Origin of the sequence: Flavobacterium sp. ZT3R18, assembly GCF_007097385.1 — a bacterium.
GTDB lineage: Bacteria > Bacteroidota > Bacteroidia > Flavobacteriales > Flavobacteriaceae > Flavobacterium.
In genome coordinates this window covers 119,265-146,191 of sequence record NZ_VJZS01000012.1, presented here as the reverse complement: position 1 = coordinate 146,191, position 26,927 = coordinate 119,265, and the positions used below count along the sequence as shown (strand labels likewise).

The 26,927-nt window shown below is 33.9% G+C and carries 30 protein-coding genes and 2 tRNA genes; 12 read left to right on the top strand and 20 right to left on the bottom strand.

Translation table 11 applies throughout. The annotated features are described in order from the left end of the window. Positions 1–174: 174 nt before the first annotated feature. From FNW52_RS13750 to idi, 7 genes are all read right to left on the bottom strand, one after another. Positions 175–248, bottom strand: a tRNA-Thr gene (locus FNW52_RS13750). A gap of 73 nt (positions 249–321) precedes the next feature. Continuing rightward, positions 322–395, bottom strand: a tRNA-Thr gene (locus FNW52_RS13745). A 78-nt stretch (positions 396–473) separates the two neighbouring features. Then, positions 474–740, bottom strand: coding sequence for a hypothetical protein (locus FNW52_RS13740; protein ID WP_116762090.1), 267 nt, complete (start codon positions 738–740; stop codon positions 474–476). Positions 741–795: 55 nt separating this feature from the next. Then, positions 796–1,764 carry a type I phosphomannose isomerase catalytic subunit gene (locus FNW52_RS13735; protein WP_143378018.1) on the bottom strand — a complete coding sequence of 323 codons (969 nt, stop codon included), beginning with the start codon at positions 1,762–1,764 and terminating at the stop codon, positions 796–798. 63 nt (positions 1,765–1,827) lie between these two features. Then, a complete protein-coding gene (locus tag FNW52_RS13730) occupies positions 1,828–2,283 on the bottom strand; it encodes a peroxiredoxin (protein WP_143378017.1) in 456 nt (151 codons plus the stop codon). Continuing rightward, positions 2,283–2,693 carry a 6-carboxytetrahydropterin synthase gene (locus tag FNW52_RS13725; RefSeq protein WP_143378016.1) on the bottom strand — a complete coding sequence of 137 codons (411 nt, stop codon included), beginning with the start codon at positions 2,691–2,693 and terminating at the stop codon, positions 2,283–2,285. Before FNW52_RS13725 ends, FNW52_RS13730 begins: the two co-directional genes overlap by 1 nt. A 157-nt stretch (positions 2,694–2,850) precedes the next feature. Further along, on the bottom strand, positions 2,851–3,378 hold the full coding sequence (idi, locus tag FNW52_RS13720; protein WP_143378015.1) for an isopentenyl-diphosphate Delta-isomerase: 528 nt from the start codon (positions 3,376–3,378) through the stop codon (positions 2,851–2,853). Between the two features lie 164 nt (positions 3,379–3,542). Between idi and FNW52_RS13715 the strand changes: the two genes are divergently transcribed. From FNW52_RS13715 to FNW52_RS13695, 5 genes are all read left to right on the top strand, one after another. Next, positions 3,543–4,004, top strand: coding sequence for a GNAT family N-acetyltransferase (locus FNW52_RS13715; RefSeq protein WP_143378014.1), 462 nt, complete (start codon positions 3,543–3,545; stop codon positions 4,002–4,004). Positions 4,005–4,158: 154 nt separating this feature from the next. Next, complete coding sequence (msrB, locus tag FNW52_RS13710; RefSeq protein ID WP_143378013.1) at positions 4,159–4,710, top strand: peptide-methionine (R)-S-oxide reductase MsrB; 552 nt, start codon at positions 4,159–4,161, stop codon at positions 4,708–4,710. Between the two features lie 25 nt (positions 4,711–4,735). Then, positions 4,736–5,362, top strand: coding sequence for a peptide-methionine (S)-S-oxide reductase MsrA (gene msrA, locus FNW52_RS13705; protein WP_143378012.1), 627 nt, complete (start codon positions 4,736–4,738; stop codon positions 5,360–5,362). 82 nt (positions 5,363–5,444) lie between these two features. Beyond that, positions 5,445–5,984 carry a MepB family protein gene (locus FNW52_RS13700; protein ID WP_143378011.1) on the top strand — a complete coding sequence of 180 codons (540 nt, stop codon included), beginning with the start codon at positions 5,445–5,447 and terminating at the stop codon, positions 5,982–5,984. Between the two features lie 147 nt (positions 5,985–6,131). Next, positions 6,132–6,533 carry a nuclear transport factor 2 family protein gene (locus FNW52_RS13695; RefSeq protein ID WP_143378010.1) on the top strand — a complete coding sequence of 134 codons (402 nt, stop codon included), beginning with the start codon at positions 6,132–6,134 and terminating at the stop codon, positions 6,531–6,533. Between the two features lie 151 nt (positions 6,534–6,684). Here FNW52_RS13695 and FNW52_RS13690 read toward each other — a convergent pair whose 3' ends face one another. From FNW52_RS13690 to FNW52_RS13680, 3 genes are read right to left on the bottom strand one after another with little or no spacing between them, the layout of a single operon-like run. Next, positions 6,685–8,247 carry an NAD(P)/FAD-dependent oxidoreductase gene (locus tag FNW52_RS13690; RefSeq protein ID WP_143378009.1) on the bottom strand — a complete coding sequence of 521 codons (1,563 nt, stop codon included), beginning with the start codon at positions 8,245–8,247 and terminating at the stop codon, positions 6,685–6,687. Between the two features lie 21 nt (positions 8,248–8,268). Next, positions 8,269–8,535: a type II toxin-antitoxin system RelE/ParE family toxin gene (locus tag FNW52_RS13685; protein WP_143378008.1), complete on the bottom strand. Its 267-nt coding sequence runs from the start codon at positions 8,533–8,535 to the stop codon at positions 8,269–8,271. Beyond that, on the bottom strand, positions 8,532–8,783 hold the full coding sequence (locus FNW52_RS13680; RefSeq protein ID WP_143378007.1) for a hypothetical protein: 252 nt from the start codon (positions 8,781–8,783) through the stop codon (positions 8,532–8,534). The genes FNW52_RS13685 and FNW52_RS13680 overlap by 4 nt, the downstream gene beginning before the upstream one ends. Before the next feature lie 97 nt (positions 8,784–8,880). Between FNW52_RS13680 and FNW52_RS13675 the strand changes: the two genes are divergently transcribed. Then, on the top strand, positions 8,881–9,114 hold the full coding sequence (locus FNW52_RS13675; RefSeq protein ID WP_143378006.1) for a hypothetical protein: 234 nt from the start codon (positions 8,881–8,883) through the stop codon (positions 9,112–9,114). A 66-nt stretch (positions 9,115–9,180) separates the two neighbouring features. Here FNW52_RS13675 and FNW52_RS13670 read toward each other — a convergent pair whose 3' ends face one another. Next, positions 9,181–11,376, bottom strand: coding sequence for an ATP-dependent DNA helicase RecQ (locus FNW52_RS13670; RefSeq protein WP_143378005.1), 2,196 nt, complete (start codon positions 11,374–11,376; stop codon positions 9,181–9,183). Positions 11,377–11,461: 85 nt separating this feature from the next. Here FNW52_RS13670 and FNW52_RS13665 point away from each other — a divergent pair, with 85 nt between their 5' ends. The 4 genes from FNW52_RS13665 to lptB all read left to right on the top strand — a co-directional run bounded on the left by FNW52_RS13665 (position 11,462) and on the right by lptB (position 14,494). Further along, on the top strand, positions 11,462–12,427 hold the full coding sequence (locus FNW52_RS13665) for an SIS domain-containing protein (RefSeq protein WP_185965983.1): 966 nt from the start codon (positions 11,462–11,464) through the stop codon (positions 12,425–12,427). Next, positions 12,427–13,242 (top strand): twin-arginine translocase subunit TatC, encoded by an 816-nt coding sequence (tatC, locus tag FNW52_RS13660; RefSeq protein ID WP_143378004.1) that lies wholly within the window; start codon positions 12,427–12,429, stop codon positions 13,240–13,242. Before FNW52_RS13665 ends, tatC begins: the two co-directional genes overlap by 1 nt. Beyond that, positions 13,235–13,582 (top strand): carboxymuconolactone decarboxylase family protein, encoded by a 348-nt coding sequence (locus FNW52_RS13655; RefSeq protein ID WP_116762053.1) that lies wholly within the window; start codon positions 13,235–13,237, stop codon positions 13,580–13,582. Before tatC ends, FNW52_RS13655 begins: the two co-directional genes overlap by 8 nt. Before the next feature lie 171 nt (positions 13,583–13,753). Further along, positions 13,754–14,494, top strand: coding sequence for an LPS export ABC transporter ATP-binding protein (gene lptB / locus FNW52_RS13650; protein WP_143378003.1), 741 nt, complete (start codon positions 13,754–13,756; stop codon positions 14,492–14,494). A 59-nt stretch (positions 14,495–14,553) separates the two neighbouring features. On the opposite strand, the gene FNW52_RS13645 is transcribed toward lptB, so the two are convergent. Next, entirely contained in the window at positions 14,554–15,399 is an 846-nt protein-coding gene (locus tag FNW52_RS13645; protein WP_143378002.1) for a glycoside hydrolase family 25 protein, read from the bottom strand. A gap of 10 nt (positions 15,400–15,409) precedes the next feature. Then, a complete protein-coding gene (locus FNW52_RS13640) occupies positions 15,410–16,132 on the bottom strand; it encodes a phosphatidylcholine/phosphatidylserine synthase (RefSeq protein WP_143378001.1) in 723 nt (240 codons plus the stop codon). 434 nt (positions 16,133–16,566) lie between these two features. Here FNW52_RS13640 and FNW52_RS13635 point away from each other — a divergent pair, with 434 nt between their 5' ends. Together FNW52_RS13635 and FNW52_RS13630 are read left to right on the top strand one after the other, a co-directional pair. Continuing rightward, on the top strand, positions 16,567–17,553 hold the full coding sequence (locus FNW52_RS13635) for a PorV/PorQ family protein (RefSeq protein WP_143378030.1): 987 nt from the start codon (positions 16,567–16,569) through the stop codon (positions 17,551–17,553). A 141-nt stretch (positions 17,554–17,694) separates the two neighbouring features. After that, positions 17,695–18,834 carry a DUF4105 domain-containing protein gene (locus FNW52_RS13630; RefSeq protein WP_143378000.1) on the top strand — a complete coding sequence of 380 codons (1,140 nt, stop codon included), beginning with the start codon at positions 17,695–17,697 and terminating at the stop codon, positions 18,832–18,834. 179 nt (positions 18,835–19,013) lie between these two features. On the opposite strand, the gene FNW52_RS13625 is transcribed toward FNW52_RS13630, so the two are convergent. The 7 genes from FNW52_RS13625 to FNW52_RS13595 are packed head-to-tail and all read right to left on the bottom strand — an operon-like array spanning position 19,014 to position 26,923. Next, on the bottom strand, positions 19,014–20,408 hold the full coding sequence (locus FNW52_RS13625; RefSeq protein ID WP_143377999.1) for an exopolysaccharide biosynthesis polyprenyl glycosylphosphotransferase: 1,395 nt from the start codon (positions 20,406–20,408) through the stop codon (positions 19,014–19,016). Between the two features lie 57 nt (positions 20,409–20,465). Further along, the gene (locus tag FNW52_RS13620; protein WP_143377998.1) at positions 20,466–21,473 is read right to left on the bottom strand and encodes a glycosyltransferase family 4 protein; all 1,008 of its coding nucleotides are present in this window, start codon (positions 21,471–21,473) and stop codon (positions 20,466–20,468) included. Continuing rightward, positions 21,445–22,788 carry an O-antigen ligase gene (locus tag FNW52_RS13615; protein ID WP_143377997.1) on the bottom strand — a complete coding sequence of 448 codons (1,344 nt, stop codon included), beginning with the start codon at positions 22,786–22,788 and terminating at the stop codon, positions 21,445–21,447. The genes FNW52_RS13620 and FNW52_RS13615 overlap by 29 nt, the downstream gene beginning before the upstream one ends. Before the next feature lies 1 nt (position 22,789). After that, positions 22,790–23,863 (bottom strand): glycosyltransferase family 4 protein, encoded by a 1,074-nt coding sequence (locus tag FNW52_RS13610; RefSeq protein WP_143377996.1) that lies wholly within the window; start codon positions 23,861–23,863, stop codon positions 22,790–22,792. After that, a complete protein-coding gene (locus tag FNW52_RS13605) occupies positions 23,860–24,978 on the bottom strand; it encodes a glycosyltransferase (protein ID WP_143377995.1) in 1,119 nt (372 codons plus the stop codon). Before FNW52_RS13605 ends, FNW52_RS13610 begins: the two co-directional genes overlap by 4 nt. Further along, positions 24,975–26,072 (bottom strand): glycosyltransferase family 4 protein, encoded by a 1,098-nt coding sequence (locus tag FNW52_RS13600; protein WP_143377994.1) that lies wholly within the window; start codon positions 26,070–26,072, stop codon positions 24,975–24,977. The genes FNW52_RS13605 and FNW52_RS13600 overlap by 4 nt, the downstream gene beginning before the upstream one ends. Before the next feature lie 14 nt (positions 26,073–26,086). Next, entirely contained in the window at positions 26,087–26,923 is an 837-nt protein-coding gene (locus FNW52_RS13595) for a bifunctional 2-polyprenyl-6-hydroxyphenol methylase/3-demethylubiquinol 3-O-methyltransferase UbiG (RefSeq protein ID WP_143377993.1), read from the bottom strand. Between the last annotated feature and the right edge of the window lie 4 nt (positions 26,924–26,927).

Sequence of the window (26,927 nt, the reverse complement as noted above, 5' to 3'; positions counted from 1 at the left end):
CTTTTCCATTTCTGAAATCAAAAATCGTTAATCAAAAATCTTAAATATTTTGCTTGATTTTTGCTTTTCCACAGGTTTTAGGATTGATCCTTGATTCCCGATTGACCCATCTTTTGAGTTTGATTCCCTAAAACGAAAAAACCACCTAACAAAAGTTAGATGGTTTTCTTAAAGAGCCGGCGGAGGGACTCGAACCCACGACCTGCTGATTACAAATCAGCTGCTCTAGCCAACTGAGCTACGCTGGCGACTCAATATGTGTTTTGTAATAAGCCAACTTAATTAAAAATCCATCTAAACGAATAGATGGATTTTTTAAAGAGCCGGCGGAGGGACTCGAACCCACGACCTGCTGATTACAAATCAGCTGCTCTAGCCAACTGAGCTACGCTGGCGACTCATTACGGGTGCAAAGATAAGTTTGTAATTCGTTTTTTCAAAATAAATTCGAACTTTTTTTGCCCTTTTTTTTACTACAAATCGTTGATTTTAGCAATCAATTGATTAGCAGTTTGTTCCAATTCAACATTAATTTGTTTGAAGTGTGCTTTTTTATTTTCAACTTTCTTTTCGTTCACTTTAGTGATCAAAACGTCGAAAGCAGCAATAGCTTCGTCGATTAATGCATTAGTTTCTGTTGTAGGTTTTCCTGTTGTAGAAATTTCGAACAAGTAAACTGCTTCAATAATATCTCCTAAAACGTAGTTGATGTCTTTCTTTAAATTCTTAACGTTTGCCATTTTATTTTTATTTAATTTGCGTTTGCAAAAGTACACATAATCTTTCTATTACCTACTATGAAATGTAAATTTCTAAAATAGAAGCTTTTCCACTTAAGATAAACTCATTCATAGCTGCTGGCATTAAAACCGTGTCTCCTTTTTTATAATTGTACTTTACTTTATTGTATTCCATTTCAAAAGAACCTTCAACACACATATAAACGGTAAAAGTCTCCCCTGTTTTAAGCATTGCTTTTTCTCCATCTAACGGAAGGAAATTGGTTGTAAAATAAGGACAATCAACAATAGTATTCGATTGATTTACTTCCTTGTCATACTCCTTAAATGTATTGACTTTATGGTAATTTATGGCTTCAAGAGCCAAATCAACATGCAGTTCCCTTGCATTTCCTTGAGCATCTTTACGGTCAAAATCATACAAACGATATGTTATATCCGATGTTTGCTGTATCTCGGCAATCACTAATCCTGCTCCAATAGAATGAACAGTACCTGTTTCTAAGAAAAAAACATCTCCTGGTTTTACTTTCACATCATCAAGAATAGAAACCAAAGTGTTGTTTTTAAGATGATCTAAATACTCTTTAGAACTTGAATCTTCTTTAAATCCTACAATAATTCTAGCATCCTGATCGGCCTGCATAACGTACCACATTTCAGTCTTACCAAAAGAATTATGACGTTTTTTGGCTAACTCATCATTGGGATGTACTTGAATTGACAAATCCTCGCGGGCATCCAAATATTTAAAAAGCAATGGAAATTGATTCCCAAACCTTTTATAAACAACCGTTCCCAAAACTTCGTTTGGACATTCACGAATTAGCTCCGTCAATGCTTTTCCTTTATAATCACCGTTTACAATAAGGCTTACATCGCCTTCAACAGTAGACAACTCCCAGCTTTCTCCTGTAATACTCGAAGAAATTGGTTTATTTAGAATTGTTTTCAATTTTTTCCCTCCCCAAATTCTTTCTTTGAGGATAGCTTCAAATTGCAATGGATATATTTTTAATTTCATGTATTTTTTTTGCGAATTTCAACACTTTTATAATCAAACAGCGCTTACTCTTTTATCAATTTACTACTGTAATTTTCGTATTGATTCAAGTGCTTTAGGAATATGGCGAGCTGCCATCATACTGTCGAATATCATAATAATCGTTCCCGTTTTATCAGCGACATAAGTAACTCTTCCTGGCAATATTCCGAACAAACCAGAAGGCACACCAAAAAGTTTTCTTATTTTTTTATCATAATCTGATAAAAGTATAAAAGGCAATTGAAATTGTTGTGCAAAGTTTTGATGAGAAACTACGCTATCACTACTAATTCCTATTACTTCGGCACCCAGATCTTTAAAATCTTCATACTGATCCCTAAAACTACAGGCTTGCACTGTGCAACCCGGCGTATTGTCTTTTGGATAAAAATAAATGACTAATGGCTTTTTCCCAATTAGATCCTGACTATCAAAATCATTTTCATTGGTGTCTTTTGCAGTAAATTTTGGAATTTTATCTCCTACTTTCAATTTCATTATTCTCCTTTATAGGTTACAAAATTACGAGGCGTTTCATAAAGAACCACTTCCAAATCCAATTCCGATTTTATTTTCTTTCTGATTTTATTCCAAATTACCACCACAATATTCTCGGCCGTAGGATTCAAATCTAGAAATTCCGGAACGTCTAGATTCAAATTCTTATGATCGAATTGATCTTCAACCTCAACTTTGATAATATCGGTTAGAAATTTCACATCCATAACAAAACCTGTTTCTTTGTCTATCTCCCCCGTAACACTCACTATTAATTCATAATTGTGTCCGTGAAAATTGGGATTATTGCATTTGCCAAAAACGGCATCATTTTGCTCGAAAGTCCAATCTTTTCGATACAAACGATGGGCAGCATTAAAATGGGCTTTTCTGGATATGGTTACTCTCATGGGGAAGTTAGAAGTTAGAAGTTAGAGGCTAGGTTAAAATGTATGGTTAAATTTATATTTAAAAAAGTATTTATCTTTCACTCTTTGATAAAGATTTTCAATTGCTAATTTATAAAGTTTCAAAAAATCTAAAATCTAAAATCTAAACTCAAAAATCTTATATTGTGTGTTCTTCCAAAAAATGATAAAATTCATCAAAAATAATTTTGAACCAAACGGTATAAATTTCTGGATTCAAAAGCATATCTTCTTTAACATCTTCAATTTTCATCCATTTCCAATCTTCAACTTCTTCCCTATTAATCAAAGGTTCTTCATTATAATACCCAATCATTACGTGATCGAGTTCATGTTCTGTCAAACCGTTATCAAAAGGCGCTTTGTATATAAAATGAAACAATTCTTTCAGCTCTGTACTAAAACCCATTTCTTCAAACAATCTGCGATTACCGGCTTGAATATTGGTTTCGCCTTCTCTTTGATGACTACAACAGGTATTCGTCCATAACAAAGGGGAATGATATTTCTGATGCGCTCTTTGTTGGAGCATAATTTCGTTTTTATCATTTAAGACAAAAACAGAAAAAGCACGATGCAAAATGGCTTTTTCATGCGCTTCCAATTTAGGCATTAAACCAATTTGCTGATCCAATTCATTCACTAATATTACTTGTTCTTCTTCCATATATTGTATTGATGGAACAAAAGTACAAAAAAGATATGCTTTGCAAAGGCTTTAACATTCTTTTGGTTTTTGTGGAAGTTATTTCTCTTGAACAACCTTGAAATCCCAACCATAGCAATTCTACATTCCCTTTTTTGTATATTTGGAAGTAAAAATCATAATCGATGAATACAATAAATATCCGAAAAGCAACTCTAAAGGATCTAGAAAAACTTCTGGAATTCGAACAAGGGATTATCACTGCCGAACGTCCCTTTGACCCTACATTGAAAGAAGGGGAAATAAGTTATTACAACATCGAAAAAATGATTTCAGCCACTGATGTTGAAGTCGTTGTTGCCGTCCTGAATGAACAGATTATTGGCTCCGGATATGCCCGAATTGAAGATGCAAAACCCTATTTAAATCACAAATTATATGCTTATTTGGGTTTCATGTACACGGATCCAAAGCACAGAGGAAAAGGTGTAAATTCATTGATTATTGAAACACTAACCAATTGGGTACGTTCGCAGAATGTATTTGAAATACGGTTGGATGTATATAATGACAATCCATCTGCAATAAAAGCATACGAAAAGGTAGGATTCAAAAAGCATTTAATCAATATGCGTATTGGTTTATAAAAAACTGTTCTATTTATTACTTTTTAAAACCAAAAAGTCATTTTTAAAGTAACTAACAATAGTTAAAAATTGTATAAATAGGAATTGAATTGTAAAATACCCGACATTTCAATTGTAACTTGTCTATTACTTTTGAGGTATAAAAAATACTATTATGAAAACAACATCCTTTTTTTGCATTTTACTACTGCTTCCCCTATTTGTTTTTCAAGCTTGCGGACAGAGTAAAGACACAAAGAGTAACGCCATGACTCCAGTTGAAAACAACCAAGGTAAACCCGGAAATCCGTATTACTCGCATACAGACACAACAAAACTAAATTTGACTGATGCCGAATGGAAAAAAACACTACCCGAAGACGTTTATTTAGTTTCTCGAAAAGCCGATACAGAAAGAGCATTTACTGGAAAATACTGGAATAGCAATGATAAAGGAACCTATTATTGTGCAGCCTGTGGCAACAAACTATTTCGTTCTACCGCCAAATTCTCCAGCAGTTGTGGCTGGCCTAGTTTTTTTGAACAAGAAAACAAAAAAAGCATCGTGTTTAAAAACGATAATTCTCTTGAAATGGAAAGAATTGAAGCGCTTTGCGGAAGATGTGGTGGTCATTTAGGCCATTTATTTGATGATGGCCCTGCTCCAACCGGCAAAAGATATTGCATGAACTCCATAGCACTTGATTTTGTTCCCGATGCTAAATAAAAAATCAAATCAAACTGCCATTCAAATGAAAACAATTATTTTAGCCTGTTTGCTAATTACCGGAGCCCTTTTTTCTCAAAACAATAATACAACTAAAAAAATGACACAATCTAATTTTGAAACCATAACCCTAGGCGGTGGATGCTATTGGTGTGTAGAGGCTGTTTACGAAAACCTGAAAGGCGTAAAATCTGTAGTTTCTGGATTTTCCGGCGGCAAAATACTGAACCCAACTTATGAAGAAGTTTGTTCTGGCACCACAGGTCATGCCGAAGTAGTTCAAATTACTTTCGACAAAAACGTAACCAATCTCGATGAGATTTTCAAAGTATTTTTCACCGTACACGATCCTACAACACTGAATAGACAAGGAGCCGATAGAGGAACCCAATACCGTTCTGTAATTTTTTATACTAATGAAGAACAAAAACAAGAAGCTCAGTCTATTATAGCTGAATTAAAAAAAGCAAAGGTATATGAAAACCCAATCGTGACCACATTAGAACCTTTTACTAAGTTTTACAAAGCCGAAGATTATCATCAAAATTATTATGCCAACAACAAAAACCAACCTTATTGTCAAATGGTTATTCAGCCCAAACTAGAAAAATTTGAAAAAGTTTTTGCAGCTAAATTGAAAACTAAAAAGTAGTCATAACTTTGTTCAAGCCGAAATTCATTTTCGGCTTTTTTTATTTAAAACAACAAAATCAACTAGCACAAATTTTTACCAAATGAGTATTCAAAATCCAAGTATAGCAATTGAAGATTTACCCAAAGACTTCATTTATATAAAAAATTTACTATCCAATAATTGTAATTTCGAAATCACCCAGCCAGATCTTGAACCTGAAAGTTCTGAATATGGAGCCTGTACTTTCGTTCTAAATAATTTAAACATTCGATACCGAACTGCCAAAATTACTCCTACCAAAACGGGTCAATTTGTTACACTGTGGAAAAGGATAGATCACGCCCCTATTCAGCCCTTTGACAGTACCGATCCAATTGATTTGTTTATCATTAGCGCCAGAAAAGACAATCACTTCGGGTTGTTTATTTTCCCTAAATCAATAGGAATTGAAAAAGGAATTGTAACCAATGGTAATAAAGAAGGCAAACGTGCTATTCGTGTTTATCCTCCTTGGGATGCAACCACTAGCAAACAAGCCCAAAAAACACAAAAATGGCAATTGGATTATTTTCTGGAAATACGGCAAGACCAAACAATAGATTTAAATCGTGCAAAAACACTCTTCCTTTTAGAAGACTAAAAAAGTTGTGATTGCAAAATCCAAATCAAATATTCTTTCTCTATTTTTATCATCTGTATTGAACTAAAAACAAACCAATTACTCTTATTTAACTCTTCAAAATATGACAAACCCATTTAAGAATCTAACCTATCCCCTATTTTCATATTGATCTTAGGTATACATTTAGCACAAGCCCAAGAAAAAAAAGTAGCTCCAACTTCGCAAGAGTTGTACAACGAAATTGCAGCAATGGACACTGTTCTTTTTGATGCTTTCAACGCAAAAGAGATGACAAAATTCAAACCCTTGTTCACCGAAGATTTAGAATGGTATCAAGACAATGGAGGTTTAATCAACTATGAAACTGTTTTTTCTAATTTTGAGAATATGTTCAAAAATGAAAACAAACTTACTCGACAGTTGGTCAAAGGAAGCCTTGAAGTTCATCCTATAAAAGATTTTGGAGCTATAGAAATAGCCATTCATCAATTCCGACACATGGAAAACGGAAAAGAAGAAATAGGAACCTTTAAATTTGTTGCGATTTGGAAAAAAGTAAACAACTAATGGAAAATTTCAAGAATGATAAGCTATGACCATTGAACACTATTCCTAATTTCGCCCCCTCCAGCTAAAGCTAGAGGCAATTCAAAGTTGGAGGCAATTTAAAACTTTAGATAAACTAGGTGAAAGATTAGCAACAGCTGAAAACCAAACTTTATTTTCTCAATACCTCAGCAATCATTAAGGCACATTTTTCCCCATCAATCGCTGCAGAAATAATTCCACCAGCATAACCTGCTCCTTCTCCGCAAGGATACAAACCTTTTATTTGCAAGTGCTCATAAGAAACTGCATCTCTAGGAATACGAACTGGGGAGGAAGTTCTCGATTCTGGAGCATGCAAGATAGCTTCATTTGTCAAATAGCCTCGCATGGATTTTCCAAACTCTGTAAAACCTTCTCTTAATATTTGAGATAGAAACCCTGGAAAAACCTGTCCCATCTCTACCGAAGTAGTTCCTGGAACATAGGAAGTTTTAGGAATATCCGATGAAACTTTATTTTGAGTAAAATCGACCATGCGTTGTGCGGGTACCCTTTGGGTCTCTCCAGCCAAATGCCATGCTTTTTGCTCGATACTTTTTTGGAATTCCATTCCGGCTAAAGGGCCAAATTTTTCAAAAGGTTTGAAATCTTCCAGTTTCAATTCGATTACAATTCCTGAATTGGCAGTGGCTTGATCCCGTTTAGACGGAGACCAACCATTGGTCACTACTTCGCCCGGACTTGTTGCACAAGGTGCAATCACACCACCAGGACACATACAAAACGAATACATACCACGACCATTTACCTGTTTTACTATTGAATAAGGTGCAGGCGGTAAAAATTCCCCTCGATAATCACAACTATATTGAATGCTATCAATTAAAGATTGTGGATGCTCAGCTCTTACGCCCAAGGCAAAAGGTTTGGCTTCGATAAAAACTTTCTTTCTGTCGAGTAATTCAAATATATCGCGAGCTGAATGTCCCGTTGCCAGAATTAATTTATTTGCGGAAATTGTATCTCCGTTTTGAGTTACAATTCCTTCTACTTCATTATTTTCTATAAGAATATCGGTCACACGAGTTTCGAACAAAACTTGCCCACCACATTCGATGATTTTCTCCCGAATATCTTGTATGATTTGAGGTAATTTATTGGTTCCAATATGCGGATGGGCATCTACTAAAATATCGCCAGTAGCTCCAAAGGCAACCAATAACTCTAGTATTCGAGTAACATCTCCACGCTTTTTGGAACGGGTATACAACTTTCCGTCCGAATAGGTTCCGGCACCACCTTCACCAAAACAATAATTAGAATCTTCGTTGACAATATGATCCACATTGATGGCTTTCAAATCGCGACGACGCCCTCGAACGTCTTTCCCGCGTTCGATTACTATTGGCTTTAAGCCTAATTCTATTAATTGCAAAGCAGCAAAAAGTCCAGCTGGCCCAGCCCCAACAACTATAACTTCTTGGGCAGTTGAAACATTTTGATAATCGGGTAGTTCTATTTTTTGTTCTTGAAAAGGTTCGCCTTTCAAAAAAATCGACACTTTTAAATTGATTTTGACAGCTTTCTGACGTGCATCAATGGAACGTTTCAAAATAGAAACATGCTGAATCTCATTTGCCGAAACTTTTATCTGTTTGGATAAATAGTCTTTAAGCAATGACTCGTTGGAGGCTATCTCGGGAGAAACTTGTAATAGGAGTTCTTGTGGCATTTTTTTTTATATTCTGGAATTTTATGGGAATAATTTATAAATATCTTCCCGTTTAGCAAATCTAGCAAGTTCTATAATTTCACCATCAAAATAAAATCCCAATCGATACTTTCCAATTCTTATTCTGTAAGCTTCGGAATGACCTTTCATTTTTTTTATATTGGATACCAGATTTAGATTTTCTATCTTTTTTAAAATGATAATAACATCGAATAAATTATTTCTCAAAGTTTCATCATTAATTTTAGACAAATCTTTAGAAAATTGCTTTAAATATTCGACTTTCATTTACCTAACATTCTGAAGATTTCTTCTTCACTGACTTTCTCATTTCTATCGGCTTCTTGCATTAACATAAGCATCCCTATGTCCTCTTTCTCTTCATCGGATAAATTTTTGAATTGACTGGATTGCTTATTTTTCACGTACATTTGCACGGCATTTTCTATCAATCCCTTGACACTTGTTTTTTCAAATATTGAAATTACTTTTAATTTTGTTAAAGTTGTTTCGTCTATGTCAATCAATTTTCTCATTGGAAATAAATTTTACACAAATATATACCATATATACGATATATACAATACCAAAATAAACTTCGTAACTTTGCTTCCTAAACTTTAAACATTTAAAATGTCCATAAAAATAAAACTAATATGGGATTTCCGTGGTCCAGCTTCTGCAAAAACGGCAGAACACCACGAAATTCATTTAAAAGAATATATAACCATTGAAAAATTACCAATAGACATTACTGGATTTCAAATCTTGGATGAAATGTATGCGATTGCTTTTATCGTGGTCAATGAAGAAAATATGATTCAGGTACGTGATGCATTGAAACCACATCGAGGGGAGGTTTTTTAGTTTGCAGTATTCAGTCTCAGTATTCAGTTCTCTTCTGTGACTGAATACTGAGACTGCAAACTTTCTTTAATTCGCAACTTCGCTAATGAACTTTATTCGCATTAAGCGCAATTCCATAAGATCATAATCTCCATCAAATTCTTTGAGGGCATTTTCTATGTTATCGGAATCGGATTCCATAAAATACTCATGAATCTCTTCTTGTTGATCATCGTCAAGCATTTCATCAATCCAATATTTGATGTTCAGTTTGGTACCAGAATACACAATTTGTTCCATTTCTTTGATCAAATCATCCATCTTTAACCCTTTTGCGGAAGCGATATCCGTCAAGGCCAACTGTCTGTCAATATTTTGAATGATATACAATTTGTTGATGGAGTTGACACCAGTTGATTTTACAACCAAATCGTCTGGACGAACAATATCATTATCCTCTACATAACGACTGATTAGGGTAACGAATTCTTTTCCGTATTTTTTGGCTTTTCCTTCTCCAACCCCATGAATATTAACAAGCTCTTCTTGTGAAATAGGATACTTTAAAGCCATATCCTCAAGAGATGGATCTTGGAAAACCACAAAAGGAGGAACCCCGAGTTTCTTAGCCACTTTTTTACGCAATTCGCGCAACATGGTCATCAGTAATTCATCTGCAGTACCTGAAGATTTCGCGGCTGTGACGATAGCTTCATCTTCGGATTCATTATACTCATGATCCTCAGACATCATAAACGATACCGGTTTTTTTATAAAATCCGATCCTTTTTTAGCTAGTTTAACGATACCATAAGTTTCGATATCTTTAGACAACAAACCATCTACAAGCACTTGTCTTAATAATGCCATCCAGTATTTCTCGTCATGTTTTGATCCAGAACCGAAAAAAGATTGAGAATCTGTCCTATGCGCTTTTATCATCGCATTTACACGACCTATTAAAGTAAATACAATTTCTTTAGACTTATAAATATATTTGGTATCCCTTACCACTTCCAACAATTGAACCACTTCATTTTGTGCTTCTACTTTTGTTTTAGGGTTTCGAACATTATCATCCATATCTGCACCATCTCCTGTCTCGCTATCAAATTCTTCCCCAAAATAATGGAGTAAAAATTTTCGTCTGGACATAGAAGTTTCGGCATAAGCCACCACTTCCTGTAATAAGGCAAACCCTATTTCCTGCTCGGCGACTGGTTTCCCAGATAAAAATTTTTCTAATTTCTCTACATCTTTATAAGAGTAATATGCTAGACAGTGTCCTTCGCCACCATCTCGACCCGCGCGGCCTGTTTCTTGGTAATAACTCTCTAATGATTTAGGAATGTCGTGATGAATTACAAAGCGCACGTCGGGTTTGTCGATTCCCATTCCAAAAGCAATGGTTGCCACAACGACCTCCACATCTTCCATCAAGAACATATCTTGATGTTTGGCACGTGTTTTCGCATCCAAACCAGCGTGATAAGGAACGGCACTAATTCCGTTTACTTGCAAAACCTCGGCAATTGCCTCTACTTTTTTGCGACTTAAACAATAAATAATCCCCGATTTTCCTTTATGCTGTTTTATAAAACGAATAATATCAGATTCGATATTTTTGGTTTTTGTTCGTACTTCGTAATATAAATTGGGTCTATTAAAGGATGCTTTAAAAGTAGTTGCATTAGGCATATCTAGATTTTTCAAGATATCCTCTTGCACTTTTGGCGTAGCTGTTGCGGTAAGACCTATAATAGGTACAGCTCCCAATTGATGAATAATATTTTTAAGATTTCTATATTCCGGTCTAAAATCATGCCCCCATTCTGAGATACAATGTGCCTCATCTATGGCCACAAAAGAAATAGGCACGGTTTGAAGAAAAGCTACATACTCGTCTTTGGTTAATGATTCTGGAGCTACATATAATAACTTGGTCAATCCCGATGTAATATCGGCTTTGACTTGAGCAATTTCTGTTTTGGTAAGTGAGGAATTTAAAACATGCGCGATACCATTTTCCGAAGATAAGCTTCGAATGGCATCTACCTGATTTTTCATCAAGGCTATTAAAGGCGAAACCACTATCGCAGTCCCTTCTTGAATCAATGCAGGTAATTGGTAGCAGAGTGATTTCCCTCCGCCAGTAGGCATAATAACAAATGTATTTTGCTTATTGAGCAGCGTTTTTATGACCTGTTCTTGCAGCCCTTTAAATTGGCTAAAGCCAAAATATTTCTTTAATTCTTTGTGTATGTCAATTTCGTTTGAATTCATTCTTTATTATGTGGTATTTTATATAAATTTGCGGTACATAAAGATACTACTTTCTTTTAGACATACAAATTTTAAATTATCTGTTTTGATAACAAAAGAAAATATATTGGCGATAGCCAAAAAAACAATCGAATCCGAGAGTAAATCGATTACAAAACTAATTGATTTTATTGACGATACCTTTGCGGAAGCGGTACAATGTATCTATAATTCTAAAGGGAGATTAGTCGTGACCGGAATAGGGAAAAGCGCCATTATTGCTCAAAAAATGGTAGCTTCTTTTAATTCTACTGGTACACCCTCTTTGTTTTTACATGCTTCGGAAGCCATTCATGGAGATTTAGGGATGATTCAAAATGACGACGTTATCATTTGCATTTCAAAAAGTGGCAATAGTCCAGAAATTAAAGCTTTGGTGCCACTTTTGACGCGTTTTGGCAATAAATTAATCGGAATAACGGGAAATATGACTTCATTCCTTGCTAAAGGTTCTGATTTTGTCTTGAATACTACCGTAGATACCGAATCTTGCCCTTTGAATCTAGCACCCACAAATAGCACAACTGCACAATTGGTCATGGGAGATGCCCTAATCGTCTGCCTAATGGAAATGAGAGAGTTTAAAGCAGAAGATTTTGCGAAATTTCATCCCGGTGGTGCTTTAGGAAAAAAATTATTACTTCGGGTAAAAGACATGTTAGAGCATACTTTGAAACCCGAAGTTACCCCAGATGCACCAATTAAAAAAGTCATTTTTGAAATTTCAGAAAAACGTCTTGGCGTTACTGCTGTTGTAGAAAACAACAAGGTAGTTGGAATAATTACCGATGGCGATATTCGTAGAATGCTCAACGATAGAGATACTTTTGCCGACTTGACCGCAAAAGACATTATGACCAAAAGCCCAAAAACAACAAATTCAGAAAGCATGGTCATTGATGCTTTTAATATTATGGAAGATTTCTCCATCACACAATTAATGGTTGTTGACAATGGTGAATACAAAGGAGTATTGCATTTGCATGATATTTTAAAAGAAGGAATTGTATAATGGCAAATAAAACTCTAGGCGAAATGTCTTTTTTAGACCATCTCGAAGAACTGAGATGGTTATTGGTTAGAAGTACAACGGCTGTAATTATTATGGCTTGTGTTACCTATTTTATTAGTGATTACTTATTTGACGTCATTATTTTTGGTCCAACAAGACCTTCCTTTTTTACCTATACTTTTTTTTGTGATTTGTCGCATCGATTGGGTTTTGCCGAAAGCATTTGCATAACCGAAATGCCTTTTATCATTCAGAACACTGAAATGGAAGGACAGGTCAACATCTTTGTTTGGATGTGTGTCTTGGCTGGTTTCATTTTGAGTTTCCCTTATATTTTATGGGAAGTTTGGAAATTCATCGGCCCTGCTTTGTATGAAAAAGAAAAGAAAAACGCAAAGTTTTTCATATTCACTTCTTCCTTGCTTTTCTTTTTAGGAGTGCTGTTTGGTTATTTTGTGGTTATTCCAATGTCAGTTAATTTTGTCGCAACCTTTACGGTCAGTGATGTAGTCAAAAACCAGTTTACATTAGACTCTTATATCGGAATGGTAAAAACCAGTATTCTGGCTAGTGGATTGTTTTTTGAATTACCCATAATCATTTATTTTCTAACGAAATTAGGTTTGGTAACCCCTGAATTTTTAAGGAAATATTGGAAATATGCCGTGGTAATTATCCTTATTGTAGCTGCAATTGTTACTCCACCCGATGTGGTGAGCCAAACTATCGTTGCCATCCCAATGTTGATTATTTATGAAGTGAGCATCTTGATTTCAAAACTGGTTGTACTAAATAAAAAGAAAGAAAATGTCTGATATCATTCAAGAATTCAATGACTACCGTTCTAAAATGAACGAAAAATTATTGGCAGACAATAACAAAATAGTGAAGCGTATATTCAATTTGGACACTAATGCGTATGCCGCAGGTGCTCTTGACGTAAAAACCAAAGAGCTATTAGGATTAGTAGCTTCGGCGGTATTGCGTTGCGATGATTGTGTAAAATACCATTTGGAAACCAGCCACAAAGAAGGCGTTACCAAAGAAGAAATGATGGAAGCCATGGGAATTGCGACCCTTGTTGGCGGCACAATCGTAGTACCTCATTTGCGTAGGGCTTATGAATTTTGGGAAGCGTTGGAGGAGCAAAAATAAGCAGCAGGTGTCAGAAATCAGATAGCAGTTCGTCATTTTTCGGATTCTAGTTGACAAGATTAAAACCTAAAATTGAAGTTAAAACCTAAAACCAAATAGACGAAATTCGTTTCTTTGCAACAATAAAAACTTAGTTACTCAGTAACTATGCTACTTAGCAACTTTAAAGACATGAAATTAAGAGCAGAGAATTTAATAAAAACCTATAAAGGCCGTTCTGTGGTAAAAGGCATTTCGGTAGAAGTGAACCAAGGCGAAATAGTCGGGCTTTTGGGTCCGAATGGAGCTGGAAAAACCACTTCATTTTATATGATTGTAGGATTGGTTAAGCCAAATTCAGGAAACATTTATCTTGACGATTTGAACATTACGGATTATCCAATGTACAAAAGAGCGCAACAAGGAATTGGATACTTGGCACAAGAAGCTTCCGTTTTTAGAAAATTAAGCATAGAAGATAATATTTTGAGCGTATTGCAATTGACCAAACTTTCTAAGGAAGCACAAGAGGCCAAAATGGAAAGTTTGATCGCCGAATTCAGTCTGGAACACATTCGTACCAACCGTGGGGATTTACTTTCGGGAGGAGAGCGTCGTCGTACCGAAATCGCTCGTTGCCTAGCAACCGACCCCAAGTTCATCTTACTTGATGAACCATTTGCAGGTGTTGATCCAGTTGCTGTAGAAGACATTCAGAGAATTGTAGCTCAATTGAAAAATAAAAATATTGGAATTCTAATTACCGACCATAATGTTCAGGAAACATTGGCCATTACCGACAAAACCTATCTGATGTTTGAAGGCGGTATCCTAAAAGCGGGTATCCCAGAAGAGTTGGTTGAAGACGAAATGGTGCGTCGCGTATATCTGGGGCAGAATTTTGAATTGAGAAAGAAGAAGCTGGAGTTTTAGTATTCACAATAAACCCGACAGGTTTCTAAAACCTGTCGGGTTTATTGTAAAACTAAAAACTACTCCACAGTAATAAACTGCAACTGCTGCAAATCGCCATTATAAATATTGACATCAACATTGTAATCGATTCCAGGCACGGTGGCTTTCTCTGTAAACTGCCAAAAGAGCCAGTTGTCCTGAATTTCTTCTCTATAAAAGTTATAATTGGCGATCCAAAAAAGATAATCGCTAAATTCCTCTTTCAAGAAATCATCGTAGTATTTCTCTCCAGTATAAATTATTGGCCGTACTCCATAATGCAATTCTACCGTTTTCAGCCAGCGTCTTAAACCAATTTTCAGCCGTTCTATAGACTGTTCTTTGGGTAGTTTTTCGATGTCTAAAACGGGAGGCAAATCCCCTTTTTTCAGTTTAACTGTTTTTATAAAAAGTTCCGCTTGTTCAAGAGAATTTTCATTTGGACGATAATAATGATAGGCACCGCGAATCATTTTATTTTCTTTGGCGCCAAGCCAATTTCGTTTAAATTGATTATCTACCCTGTCGTTTCCTACAGTTGCCCGAATAAGAACATAACGCAACGGGTATTTTTTTTCTAAAGTATCTACATAAGACCAACGGATTTTCCCTTGATACTCAGAAACATCTATACCTACTACTTTCCCCTCATTTTTTTCTAAAACTTTTAAATTTCGAGCTTCCGAAAAAACATCGGTATGACTGCTGTAGCGTGATTTGAAACCTAAATAATAGGCAAAACCCGAGCGGTAATGATACCCAACCGATAAAACAAGCACGATCAAGAAACCTATAGCAAAATAACCAAATATTTTGGTCGAGAAAACAGTACTTTTCTTTTTGGGTTTGCGACTATACGTTGTTCTGACACTCTTTTTTCTCATCTAAAAAAAACTACTTTTTTAGAAACTTATTATTAATTACCGAAAGCAACACATAAAATATGATTACCAATGTAACGCCTAAATATTGAAGAAACAACAACAAGAAAATAGAGATCGCTAAGAAAATCATCTGAAGCGCATTATCCTTGAAATTAAATTTTTTGATTTTTAAAGAAAATAAAGGAATCTCAGCGTTTAAGATATAAGCACTAAACAATGATACCAATAGCAAAACCCATTTCTCTGTCAAAATTTCAAGAACCATTAACGACTCAGCAGAATAATACTCTAAAACTAGAGGAAGGCTCAATATAAAAAGGGCATTTGCTGGAGTTGGCAAACCTATAAACGAATCTGTTTGACGCGTATCTATATTGAATTTTGCCAAACGGAAACAAGATCCCAAAGTGATTATAAAACCTAAATAAGGAAAGAATTGAAGATAACCTTCGTTCATAAAAGCGGAGCTGCTACTCATCATTTTAAACATCACAAATCCAGGCACTACACCACTGGTTACCATATCTGCCAGAGAATCTAATTGCAAGCCCAAAGGGCCTGCCACTTTAAACAAACGGGCAAAAAAACCATCAAAGAAATCTAAGAATATACCAAGGCAAACAAAAAAGAATGCCATTTCGAAACGATCATTACTAACAAATACCAAAGCGATACAGCCACAAAAAAGGTTTAGCAAAGTAATTATATTCGGAATATGTTTTTTGATATTCATAGTTTTTAAATTGGATTATAAGCTCGACAAATTTAAGTAAAGGTTTTGAAATAAACCATGCAAAATTTGACGAAGTTATTTTGGTCTTTTTCAAGGTAAAAAATCTTTGAATAGCGGGGCTATTGAAAGATTTTTTAACGAAGAAAAAGGACGAAAGAACGAGAAAAATTGCAGGGTTTATTTTGAAACATTTACTAAGATAATAAGTGAAAGTGATACCCGTTTTATTAAGAGATTTTGATTTCTTAACGACAAAAATCATTAATTAATTGAATTGAAGTAACTACATCATCAAAAAACTTTATTTTTGGTAAAAATTAAAAACGTTTTCTGCTTACAAATATCAACTTTTGAGAAAAATACAGCTCTTTTTATTACTTTTTATGGCTAGCTTTTGTTACAGCCAAACCGTTCGTAAATACTCGAATGAGTTCATGAATATTGGTGTAGATGCAGCCGCATTGGGTATGTCTAACGCCGTTGTTGCTTCAAGCGCCGATGTAAATTCCTGTTACTGGAATCCGGCAGGGCTTATTCATCTAGAAGACAATCAAATCGCTTTGATGCATGCCAATTACTTCGCCAATATCGCTAAATACGATTATGCAGCCTATGCGAGTCCTATTGATGACAGAAGTGCATGGGGAATTTCATTAATTCGTTTTGGCGTCGATGACATTTTGAACACCACCGAGTTAATTGACAATGAAGGCAAGATTGACTACAACAGAGTTAAACTTTTTTCTACTGCAGACTATGGTTTTACTTTCTCATATGCTGTAAAATTACCCGTACCTGGTTTTCAATATGGAGTCAATGCTAAAATCATCCGAAGAGTAATAGGGGATTTTGCCAGTTCTTGGGGATTTGGTTTTGATTTTGGTTTGCAATTCGAAAAAAATGACTGGCAATTTGGATTGATGCTTCGAGATATTACCACCACGTACAACATTTGGAACATCAATGAAGCGGCCTATAAAAAAATCGCTGATGCTATTCCGGGACAAAATCAAGAAATGCCAGAGAGCACTGAGATTACGCTTCCCAAAGCCCAACTGGGTATGGCCAAGAAATTTATTTTTCATGATGACTATAGCCTTTTGGCAGCAGCCAATATGAATATGCAATTTACTCAAACCCATGATTTAATTTCAACTCCTATCGTAAGTATCGATCCCGCGATTGGTTTAGAGTTTGGATACACCAATCTTGCTTTTTTGAGAGCTGGTGTTGGGAATTTTCAGCAAGTAACACAATTGGATAATTCTGAAAAAATAGGATTTCAGCCCAACATTGGTTTAGGATTTAAATACAAAGGTATCGCCATAGATTATGCATTGACAGCATTGGGCAACCAAAGTACAGCTTTATATTCTAATGTATTTTCATTAAAAATTGATTTATCGCTTTTTAGAAACTAACTTTATACCATTCAAAAAAAAAATGACAAAATGAAATCGCCATGATTCTGAATCATAAACATGGATGAAGAAAGGCGATACCATATTGCTTCGCCTGTTCGCTATTGCTCGAGTCCTTTAAAAAACAAATATTATCTACGTATGAAAGCTACATTATTAAAAAAAATATCCATTTGTATTCTTTTAGTTAGTTCCATTTATAACTCTTTCGGTCAAGATGTTGTATTGTCAAAAAACGCCCATATTAGTGTACTTACTTGTGGAACAGGAAATGAATCGTATTCGTTATTTGGTCATACCGCAATAAGAGTAAGCGACATAGACAACAATCTCGATGTGGTTTATAACTATGGGCAATTTGATTTTGACACTCCAAATTTTGTGTTGCAATTTACAAAAGGAGATTTGAATTATTTTATAGCAAACAATCGATACGTTGATTTCATCAGTCAATACAATTATGACAAAAGAGATGTCTACGAGCAAGAATTAAACATTCCACCTGTACTCAAACAAGAATTATTTGACAACTTAGCCCAATCCTTGTTGTCTGATGAACGTTTGTACCAATATAAATTCATAGACAACAATTGCACTTCTAAGGTTGTGGATGTCATCAATAAAACATTAAAAGCTAACCTAATTACAAAAAAAGCAGATACTGATCTAACCTATAGAACTATCTTATTCCCCTATTTTGACAACCATTTTTATGAAAAACTAGGAACGAGTATCCTATTTGGGACAAAAGTGGATCAAATGGGAACCAAAATATTTTTACCCTTTGAACTTCAAAAAAGCTTAAAACTCATTCGATACCAAAACCAACCTTTGTGCGGAGAAAATAAAACTATACTTGTTTTTGAAAAAGAAATCCCTTCTTCTTGGTGGAATAACTGTTATACCTATCTTTTACTTTTAGGATTTGTAATTTTAATAAATAAAAAAGCTGTTGATTTCATTTATTTATTGATTGTACCCTTATTGGGTTTGTTATTTGTTTTTTTAGGATTTTATTCCTCCCATCAAGAATTAGGGTACAATTATAACATCTTATTATTTAACCCAACGCTACTTATTCTGCTTTATTTTTGGCGTACAAAAAACACAAAATGGACTTATAAACTAGCAGGTTTAAATACACTTATGCTGGTTTTGTATTTCTTTTTTATGCTCAACAAAGCGCATTTGCTAGTAATTACACCTATTTTAATAACCAATTTAGTTGTTTTAATAAGGATCGCGATTAGAAATAAAAAACGCATTCCGATAATTACATAAAACACTAATTACTAATCATTTAACTAAAAAATCAGCGTTTTTTTTAACCATATAAGGAATATAAGTTCATTTAAGTTTGCTTCTATGAACTTATATTCCTTATATGGTTATTTTTTTAGAAATGAAGTGAAATTTATTATTTGAACCAGATTCTATTACTATTATGGACACCCACACTATTACTGCCCTCTATAAAACAAAACGGTAGAAATTGTTTTGAAAGTAATACTTAAATCCAAATAAAAGCTTCGGTGCTTGATATAGTACAAATCATACTGAAGTTTTATCAAACTGTCTTCTATTTTTTCGCCATACGAATAATTGACTTGCGCCCAACCCGTCAGACCCGGCTTAATAATATGTCGAGTCTCGTAGAAAGGCATTATTTCGGCAATCTTTTTTACAAAATAAGGGCGTTCTGGACGAGGGCCAATTACTGCCATTTCTCCTTTTACAATATTAATAAACTGAGGGAACTCATCTATTCTTGTTTTTCGTAAAAATTTCCCAAACTTAGTTATACGAGAATCATTGGTTGTTGTAAAAACTGCTCCTTTGATTTCTGCATTTTCAATCATAGTTCTAAACTTTATAATTTTAAATACAACACCATCTTTACCAACCCTTTCTTGGGTATAAAACAATCCTCCTTTGTTCCAAAAAACATTTCCAATGAAGATTACGGGAACCAAAACAAGGCCGATACTTAGTCCAAGTAATGACAAACCAATTTCAAATACTCTAAGAATAGACAGGTACAATTTATTTTGGTTGCTACGACTAAAAGGAAAAAATCGGTAAAAATCTCTAGCAATATATTGTACTGCTATGCGGAGCGTTTTACTCTCATACACTTGGGTATACTCCCGAATAGTTATCCCCGATTCTAACAACTGAAGCAATTGTTGATACAAATCTGCTGTTATACCATCTGTTTTCTGGGATGCTACCACCAGTTCGGAAATTCCATTTTCTATTACAAATAAACCTAATTCTTCTCTTTTTATACAACGTATATAATGATGTTCTAAATTATCAGTAATAGAGGCGTCTGATTTTACGTACCCAATTATTTTATAATGGGGATCGGCACTTTCAAGACCCAAAATTAGCTCCTCGACTTGCTCTTTATCACATATTAACAACACTTTTTGAACGAAACGATTGGAAGCTAAAAATTGAACATAAATCATTCTCCAAGTATACAATGCTATAAAAACCGTCAGATAAAAAACCAACAATTGAAGCCTATTTTTGGGTAATTGAGGTGAGAAAACAGGGGTTAGTAAATAGAAAACTACGGTAGCGGTAGTCGTAAGAACCGTACTTTTCAGAACCTGAAAATGATTACTGGCCACCTGAAGACTATACATTTCAAAAACAGCTCCAAATACATTTATATAAATGGCCAAAAGTATGGTCCAATAATAGTTGGTGGCAGAAAATGTAAAATACTTAAAATGAAATAAAAAACCAACAAGATACATCGCACTCAAAACAAAAACCACATCAAAGAGACGCAATAGAACCTTTCTCTCTGAAATTTCGAAATGTATGTTTTTTTGGTTACTCATAAGATTAAAAAGTCATATATCGTTGCAAGATACTTAAATATATAAAAAAGAAGTCAATTATTTTAGAGTAGCGATCCAAATATGTTTTACGGACTCCCAATCAAAGCTTTCAGCCTTGACCCTAGCCTGCCTTGTTAGATTTAGAAACAAATCAGAGTTTTCAATTATTTTCTCAATAGCCGAAACCATTTCATCAACATTATTATCCTGCACTAATAGCCCTTCTTTTTTATTTTCTAATAAATACGGAATCCCTCCAACATTGGTAGAAACCACCGCCAATCCTAAGCTCATAGCTTCAATTACACTTACAGGCATATTGTCAAAATGAGTGGTATTAATAAAAACAGCATATTCTTTAGAAAGATTTATCCAATCTTGTTTTGATAATTTCCCTGTAAAAAGCACCTCCAATTTTAAATCTTTGGCTTTTTGTTTGGCGCCTAATAAACTCCCGTCTTTTTCAGGGCCAACCATACAAAGTGTCGCTTCTGGATATTTCTTTTTAATTGTAGAAAATACGGCAACTGCCATTAAGGGATTGTATATTTTGGCAAAAGAACGCACCCATAAAAGATCTGGAGAGGCTTTTTTTCGTTCTTCAAAAGGATAGTTTTCTATTTCAATTCCATTTGGAATATGAATCAAATTATTAAAACCTTGTTCTCTGAATTTCTCTAATAAATAATTAGAAGGAGACACATTGTGATAAGAATGATTAAAAATCATATTACAGATTTTCGGGTTATTCTTTAACCGAAAGGGTAAATTACCTCCGTGCAAAATTGGTATATACTTTAATTTTAACAATCGACACAACTGAGAAGCAACAAATGCATACCAAAAATTAGTAGTACTATAGGTGTCAATCAGTACAGCATCTACTTTTCTATTTTGAAAAACGGACCATAGCATATCAATCATCCTAAAATAAATATTCTTTTGAGAAGAAGCATAGGAAACAGTAAATCCCTCTCGTTCCAATAAAGGCCCAAGAATTTCAATGGTGGTTGGAGTAACCCCATGCTTGGATAATTTATTCCCTATGTAAAGTAGGTTTTTCAAAATGATATACTTTTAATAATGAGAGTGCATAAACAAAGGCTGGAGCGGCAAGACGCATGGCTGCGTGATTAATGGTTAATAGCCAAAAAGCTAAAAACGACAATGCAAAAATATTTTGCCTATCATTTAAATACAGAACAATTGGCGTAAAAAACAGTATCAATAAATCAATAATACCAAGCGATCCATGCTCTGCCAACATCCTTGTTAGCTCGTTATGGGAGGCGGAAACTATTCCCGTTTGTTGTTTACGAACTATCTTATTTCTACCCACACCGACACCAAAAATAGGATTATCTAAAAACATCTGAATTTCAGACGCCATAAGATCTTCTCTACCGCTCAATTGTGTATTTTTCTCTCTTCCTCTAGCATCTTGATTGGCATATCGCTTGTTAATCAAGCCTCCAGTTTGAGCAGAACTGTAGCCCCATACGCCAAATCCCGCCAAAAAAGACAAGACAATAATTAATCCAATTTTAGGTTTTGTATTAAAATTAGCTTGAAAATACAACACCATTAATAACAATACAATCATTATAACAGCAGTCATTACTCCTCCTCTAGAAAAAGTAACAATTCCTCTAAAAGCAAAAACTAGTACAAATCCAGCATTAATTAATGCCAATATTTTATTTTTTGAATTCAGTAAAAACTGTACAAAGAAAACAAAAATTCCAAGTCCTAAAATGGTAGAAACTTGATTAGGGCCAAATCCTCCAGAAGTTTCAAAATTAGATTGTGTGCCCGATATTACGTCCTTTACGCTTGGTGTGTACAAATACAAATACACTACAATCGCAACCAAGGGCAAGCAAAAAGCTGTTATAACTCCTTTTAATCTATCGAAAGTAATTTTCCTTTCGTGGCAATAAATAGCGCAAATCCCTAAACAAACTGGCCCAGTAATATTAAAAAATATTTCCTTTTTTATATCAAACTCAAAATAGGTAGTTACAGCTGTCAAAATAATACTTGGAATAAGTAAACCTAAAAACAACCAATACATATAAGCCCTTTTTGAAAAACCAGAAAAAATCATGCCCAAAAACATAAAAAACATAACTGCAAATTTGCCAAATTCATTTAAAAGCATTCCATCAGTCATGCGCAAAAGCACCTCAACCCCAATCACATATGCCGATATCACAAGCGCTTCATTATTTTTGTTTTTGTTTTTTATAATGTAAAAAGTTCCATAACCCAAAATAAGAATGGTGTACAATTTAGAAAGAAATGGCATCAAAAACACCAACACTCCTATAAAAGCATGAAACAGAATTAGATAAATATAATACAGCTCTTGTTTTTTCATTTTATATTTCTTGCAACCAATTTAAATATTTTTCAATCACACTCGAACACGAATAACCATCTTGAACGGTGGTATAAAGTGCATTTCCAAAATCATTTCGTAAAGTTTCATTTTCTAATAAATCAAGTAGAGCGCAATAAAAAGGATCTATTTCATTAGAATTAACAATATATCCATTTATTTTATTTTGTACAATCATTGGTATCTCGCCAACATTTGTTGTCACTACTGCTTTTTTATATAGCCCATATTCTAGAAGAGCTACTGGGAGACCCTCGGATTTTGAGGTTAAAATTGCAATAGCCGATTGCGACAAAATATTCTCAATATCTTGTTTTGAACCATATAGAAAAACAGTGTCTTCTAATTTATAATCCAATATTACTTGTTTAATTTGACTCGAATAATCATCCTCAAAATCTTTTCCTATCAAATGAAAAGTCCATTCGGGGTGGGATTTTTTTAACTTTCTCGCAATATCTAGCAGTAAAAAATGATTTTTTTGCTCTCTTAAATTAGCCAAAGATACTATTCGTTTCCCATCGTTTCCTTTTAATACTGTCTTGACTTCAATATCATTCCCTATTATTGGAAAATTAGGTAAATAAATAACATTTTTAGATTTCAATAGCTCTTCAGACCATACTTTAAGTTTTTGATTCACTGCAATCACACCGCTAAAAAAAGGAGCTGTTATTTTTAAAACCAATTTGGGTCTTGTAATTAAAAATTCATTGTTCCCAAAATGATCTTGTCTTATTATTTTTAATGCTGGACAAGTCAATTTTAACAAAAAAGCTAAAAAAAAAGAAGTACTATGAGCATGAATAATTGTTGCTTTATTTTTAAGAACAAAAGACCTCAACTTAAACAGCGCCCTAAAATCAAGCTGTCTTTTTTTATTCAAAAATAAATACGAAACATTCGGATTGATTTGACTTAAAAAAACACCTTCTTTGCGAGTAGCCACTATACCTGAGAATTCAATTTTTTGTGCTAATGCATTGGCATAACTTATCGCCATACGTTCTGCGCCACCCGCTTCCAGCGAATCTATTATTTGTATGATTCTCATTGAGCTAGCATTTTTTTTATTTCATCTTCAAAAATATCTAGTGTGTACTTTCTAGACCAATCCGAAGCTTTCTTTCTTTTAATTTCAAAAACCTTTGCATCGTTCAGGATCTTTTCAAGTTGTTGTACATCCTGTTCTAAATTCATTTGCAACAGCATCCCTCTTTCTCCTTTATCGAGCATATACGGCACACAGGAAACGGGTGTAGCAACAGGAATACATCCCCAAAACATCCCCTCGGCAATGGCTTTTGGCCAACCTTCACTTTTGGATGGTAAAAGCACAAAATGGCTGTTTTGATACCCAATCATAACTGTTTCTCGATTTTGATTTCCTCTTAAATAAATGATATTCTCTAAATTATTTATCTTAACGTAGTGCTCTAAATCCTTACGCTCTGTCCCTTCTCCATAGACATCTAATGATACATTATATCCTTTTTTATATACTATTTCTAACAATTGAATAGCATACATTGGATTTTTTCCTTTGGCTAAAGTACCCACAAAAACAAAATTTATTTTTTCCTTTAAATCCAATTGTTTTATAGGTACTTTATCTACTTCAGAATAGGTTGCCGTAAAAAAAGACTTAATATTCTTTGTACTTCCCTCCCATTCTCCATAAACCAAAACCTGCATATTTCTCGTCAAGAAGGTATTACTCAAAATCCATTTTTGCAAACGATAACTCCAAGGTTGTTTTGCTTTTGGATCCCAATTCCCGGCATACTTCGCCGTTTTGTTTTTACGAGGAAACAAAATCTGAACCACACACCCTAATAAACCGATATTTCCGGGGCAACGCAAATGGATATGATCGGCTTCTTTCATGGCTTTATAAATCTGCCAACTTATTTTCGGCATTCTTAAAATCGCATTACAAATGGATTTGAACCCCAATAAATTAACATTAGCAATCTTGACAAACTTACTGTTTTCTAGATTATACGGAATATCAATTGCCGTTTTTGAAGCTTGAATAACGGGCGCAACAATAATAAACTCATCGACATATTTTGACCAAACGTTCATCTCACGCACATAAGGTGCATAAGCAAAATAGTTGTCCTTTTGAAAGACGTGTGGCAGCTGAGTTATAATGGCAAATTTCATAAAACTATTTTAGAAAAATCATTACAATAATTTTTAATACTAAAAATTGATAAAAAAGTATTCCTAGCGTTTAGGCTCATTTGCTCTTGCATATCCATGTTTTTTTCAACTTTTTTTAATAACAAAACTATAGAATCAACATTCGGATCAAATTTAAAACATTCATAACCATCCTTTAAGTAATTTGTAAGTCCCGTTTTATTCGAAATTAACAATGGCGTATTATTCATCATTGACTCCAAACCAACTGTTGGCAAATTATCAAATTTTGAAGGAATTATTATAAAATGACTTTCATTCAAATAATCGTCAATTTGATCATAAGCTAAGAGTCCAAAATAATGTATCGAAGTATTATTTTTTATTAATTCTTTTATTTCTGATTCTTGACTACCCCTTCCTGATATATTTAAAATCATTTTAGAATCATTTGATCCGTTTCTATAAATTTCAAAAGCTTTAATTAAATCTAGAACTCCTTTTGAACAGTCTAACCTGCCTAAATAGGATACTACAATCTTTTCACTAGACATTCTTTTTTTGTTTTCAAATCTATCCTCCATAGGATTTAATAGAACAATTCCTTTTGATATTTTAAAAAAAATTTCTAAATCTTTTTTTGCTAATGCAGATGGGCATACAATTACATCACAAAATAATTCATAAAAATTTTTTTTTCTAAAAAACAACAAACTCTGCTTTATCGAAGTATTGTTTTGATCGGTTAAAAGTTGGTCAGACAGTGTATGATAATAACAAAATGTCTTTACTTTTCCTAGAGACAATACTTTTGAAACCAAAATAGAAATATTACTACCTACAAAATGTCCTATTACTACATCTGGTTTATATTTTAAGTAAATTTTAGAAAACCAAACAAAATCTTTTAAAGATGTAGGTCTTTTTTCCGTAGGCCATGAACAAACTATAATTTCTCCAGCCCCCTTTTCTATTTTTTGATTTGTCTTAAAATAAGGCTTGTGCGAAATAAAAACAACTCTATTTCCTAAATCAGCCAAATGATGCGCTAAATGAAAACTCATAGCTGCAAATGAAATTTCGGAAAAATTATGAGCTATAAGTATCGTTTTCATCTTTTTTAAAGAATTTACTTTTTTGTTGCTTCCAGATAAATCGTTGATCCTTGGTAATTATTCAATAAGGCTTTAAAAGAATTCTTAAAAAAAAGTTTCTTAGTTAATGCTACATAAGGAAATTTCTTAATCTCAATTTTGCAATTAGTGAAATGATACAATTCAAAAATATTCTTTATGCTTTCTGTAGTAAAAAAATTAAGATGAATTGGAGGTTCATCCTGAAATAATTGGTCTTTTTCTCTATTTGGGTAATTCCGTATCTTATTATAATTGGGAGTTGAGAGTATTATTTTACCCTTATTATTTAGTTTTTTATAAGCCAAATCAAGAAACAATTTCAGATCCTGAAGATGTTCAATAACCTCCCAAAGCATTATTACATCAAACTGACCTTCTATTTTTTCCATTTCTGTAAAATCGCCATTAATTGTATTCAATTGTAATAGTTGTGATTTACGAAATGCTTCTTCATCCAGTTCAATTCCTGTGTATTTTATTTGTTCATTTTTTAACCGTACGTATGCCCCAATCAAACCTATTCCGCTCCCAATCTCAAGTACCGATTGACAATTTGAGTTCAAAATGTTTTTTTTTATCAATCTAGAACGATTCAAACCTATTTTGATGACTTTTTCTTTTACAATTTGATCAAACTCAATTATTGAATGTCTCTGATATTTACTATCCTCTTTATTATACAATTCATCATAAACCGTTACAAATTGTTCTTGAGAATAAGCCGTTAAACAAAATATAAATTTACATTTACTACATTGACCTAAATTAAACTTCTCATTTATTAATTCAATTCTAGCATCACAAACTTTACAGATATTGAATTGCTCCATTTTA

What these genes read in the sequence shown, in the direction of transcription:
- FNW52_RS13740 (WP_116762090.1), bottom strand. Translation starts at nt 740, where the DNA reads ATGGCAAACGTTAAGAATTTAAAGAAAGACATCAACTACGTTTTAGGA.
- FNW52_RS13735 (WP_143378018.1), bottom strand. Translation starts at nt 1,764, where the DNA reads ATGAAATTAAAAATATATCCATTGCAATTTGAAGCTATCCTCAAAGAA.
- FNW52_RS13730 (WP_143378017.1), bottom strand. Translation starts at nt 2,283, where the DNA reads ATGAAATTGAAAGTAGGAGATAAAATTCCAAAATTTACTGCAAAAGAC.
- FNW52_RS13725 (WP_143378016.1), bottom strand. Translation starts at nt 2,693, where the DNA reads ATGAGAGTAACCATATCCAGAAAAGCCCATTTTAATGCTGCCCATCGT.
- idi (WP_143378015.1), bottom strand. Translation starts at nt 3,378, where the DNA reads ATGGAAGAAGAACAAGTAATATTAGTGAATGAATTGGATCAGCAAATT.
- FNW52_RS13715 (WP_143378014.1), top strand. Translation starts at nt 3,543, where the DNA reads ATGAATACAATAAATATCCGAAAAGCAACTCTAAAGGATCTAGAAAAA.
- msrB (WP_143378013.1), top strand. Translation starts at nt 4,159, where the DNA reads ATGAAAACAACATCCTTTTTTTGCATTTTACTACTGCTTCCCCTATTT.
- msrA (WP_143378012.1), top strand. Translation starts at nt 4,736, where the DNA reads ATGAAAACAATTATTTTAGCCTGTTTGCTAATTACCGGAGCCCTTTTT.
- FNW52_RS13700 (WP_143378011.1), top strand. Translation starts at nt 5,445, where the DNA reads ATGAGTATTCAAAATCCAAGTATAGCAATTGAAGATTTACCCAAAGAC.
- FNW52_RS13690 (WP_143378009.1), bottom strand. Translation starts at nt 8,247, where the DNA reads ATGCCACAAGAACTCCTATTACAAGTTTCTCCCGAGATAGCCTCCAAC.
- FNW52_RS13685 (WP_143378008.1), bottom strand. Translation starts at nt 8,535, where the DNA reads ATGAAAGTCGAATATTTAAAGCAATTTTCTAAAGATTTGTCTAAAATT.
- FNW52_RS13680 (WP_143378007.1), bottom strand. Translation starts at nt 8,783, where the DNA reads ATGAGAAAATTGATTGACATAGACGAAACAACTTTAACAAAATTAAAA.
- FNW52_RS13675 (WP_143378006.1), top strand. Translation starts at nt 8,881, where the DNA reads ATGTCCATAAAAATAAAACTAATATGGGATTTCCGTGGTCCAGCTTCT.
- FNW52_RS13670 (WP_143378005.1), bottom strand. Translation starts at nt 11,376, where the DNA reads ATGAATTCAAACGAAATTGACATACACAAAGAATTAAAGAAATATTTT.
- tatC (WP_143378004.1), top strand. Translation starts at nt 12,427, where the DNA reads ATGGCAAATAAAACTCTAGGCGAAATGTCTTTTTTAGACCATCTCGAA.
- FNW52_RS13655 (WP_116762053.1), top strand. Translation starts at nt 13,235, where the DNA reads ATGTCTGATATCATTCAAGAATTCAATGACTACCGTTCTAAAATGAAC.
- lptB (WP_143378003.1), top strand. Translation starts at nt 13,754, where the DNA reads ATGAAATTAAGAGCAGAGAATTTAATAAAAACCTATAAAGGCCGTTCT.
- FNW52_RS13645 (WP_143378002.1), bottom strand. Translation starts at nt 15,399, where the DNA reads ATGAGAAAAAAGAGTGTCAGAACAACGTATAGTCGCAAACCCAAAAAG.
- FNW52_RS13640 (WP_143378001.1), bottom strand. Translation starts at nt 16,132, where the DNA reads ATGAATATCAAAAAACATATTCCGAATATAATTACTTTGCTAAACCTT.
- FNW52_RS13635 (WP_143378030.1), top strand. Translation starts at nt 16,567, where the DNA reads ATGAATATTGGTGTAGATGCAGCCGCATTGGGTATGTCTAACGCCGTT.
- FNW52_RS13630 (WP_143378000.1), top strand. Translation starts at nt 17,695, where the DNA reads ATGAAAGCTACATTATTAAAAAAAATATCCATTTGTATTCTTTTAGTT.
- FNW52_RS13625 (WP_143377999.1), bottom strand. Translation starts at nt 20,408, where the DNA reads ATGAGTAACCAAAAAAACATACATTTCGAAATTTCAGAGAGAAAGGTT.
- FNW52_RS13615 (WP_143377997.1), bottom strand. Translation starts at nt 22,788, where the DNA reads ATGAAAAAACAAGAGCTGTATTATATTTATCTAATTCTGTTTCATGCT.
- FNW52_RS13610 (WP_143377996.1), bottom strand. Translation starts at nt 23,863, where the DNA reads ATGAGAATCATACAAATAATAGATTCGCTGGAAGCGGGTGGCGCAGAA.
- FNW52_RS13605 (WP_143377995.1), bottom strand. Translation starts at nt 24,978, where the DNA reads ATGAAATTTGCCATTATAACTCAGCTGCCACACGTCTTTCAAAAGGAC.
- FNW52_RS13600 (WP_143377994.1), bottom strand. Translation starts at nt 26,072, where the DNA reads ATGAAAACGATACTTATAGCTCATAATTTTTCCGAAATTTCATTTGCA.
- FNW52_RS13595 (WP_143377993.1), bottom strand. Translation starts at nt 26,923, where the DNA reads ATGGAGCAATTCAATATCTGTAAAGTTTGTGATGCTAGAATTGAATTA.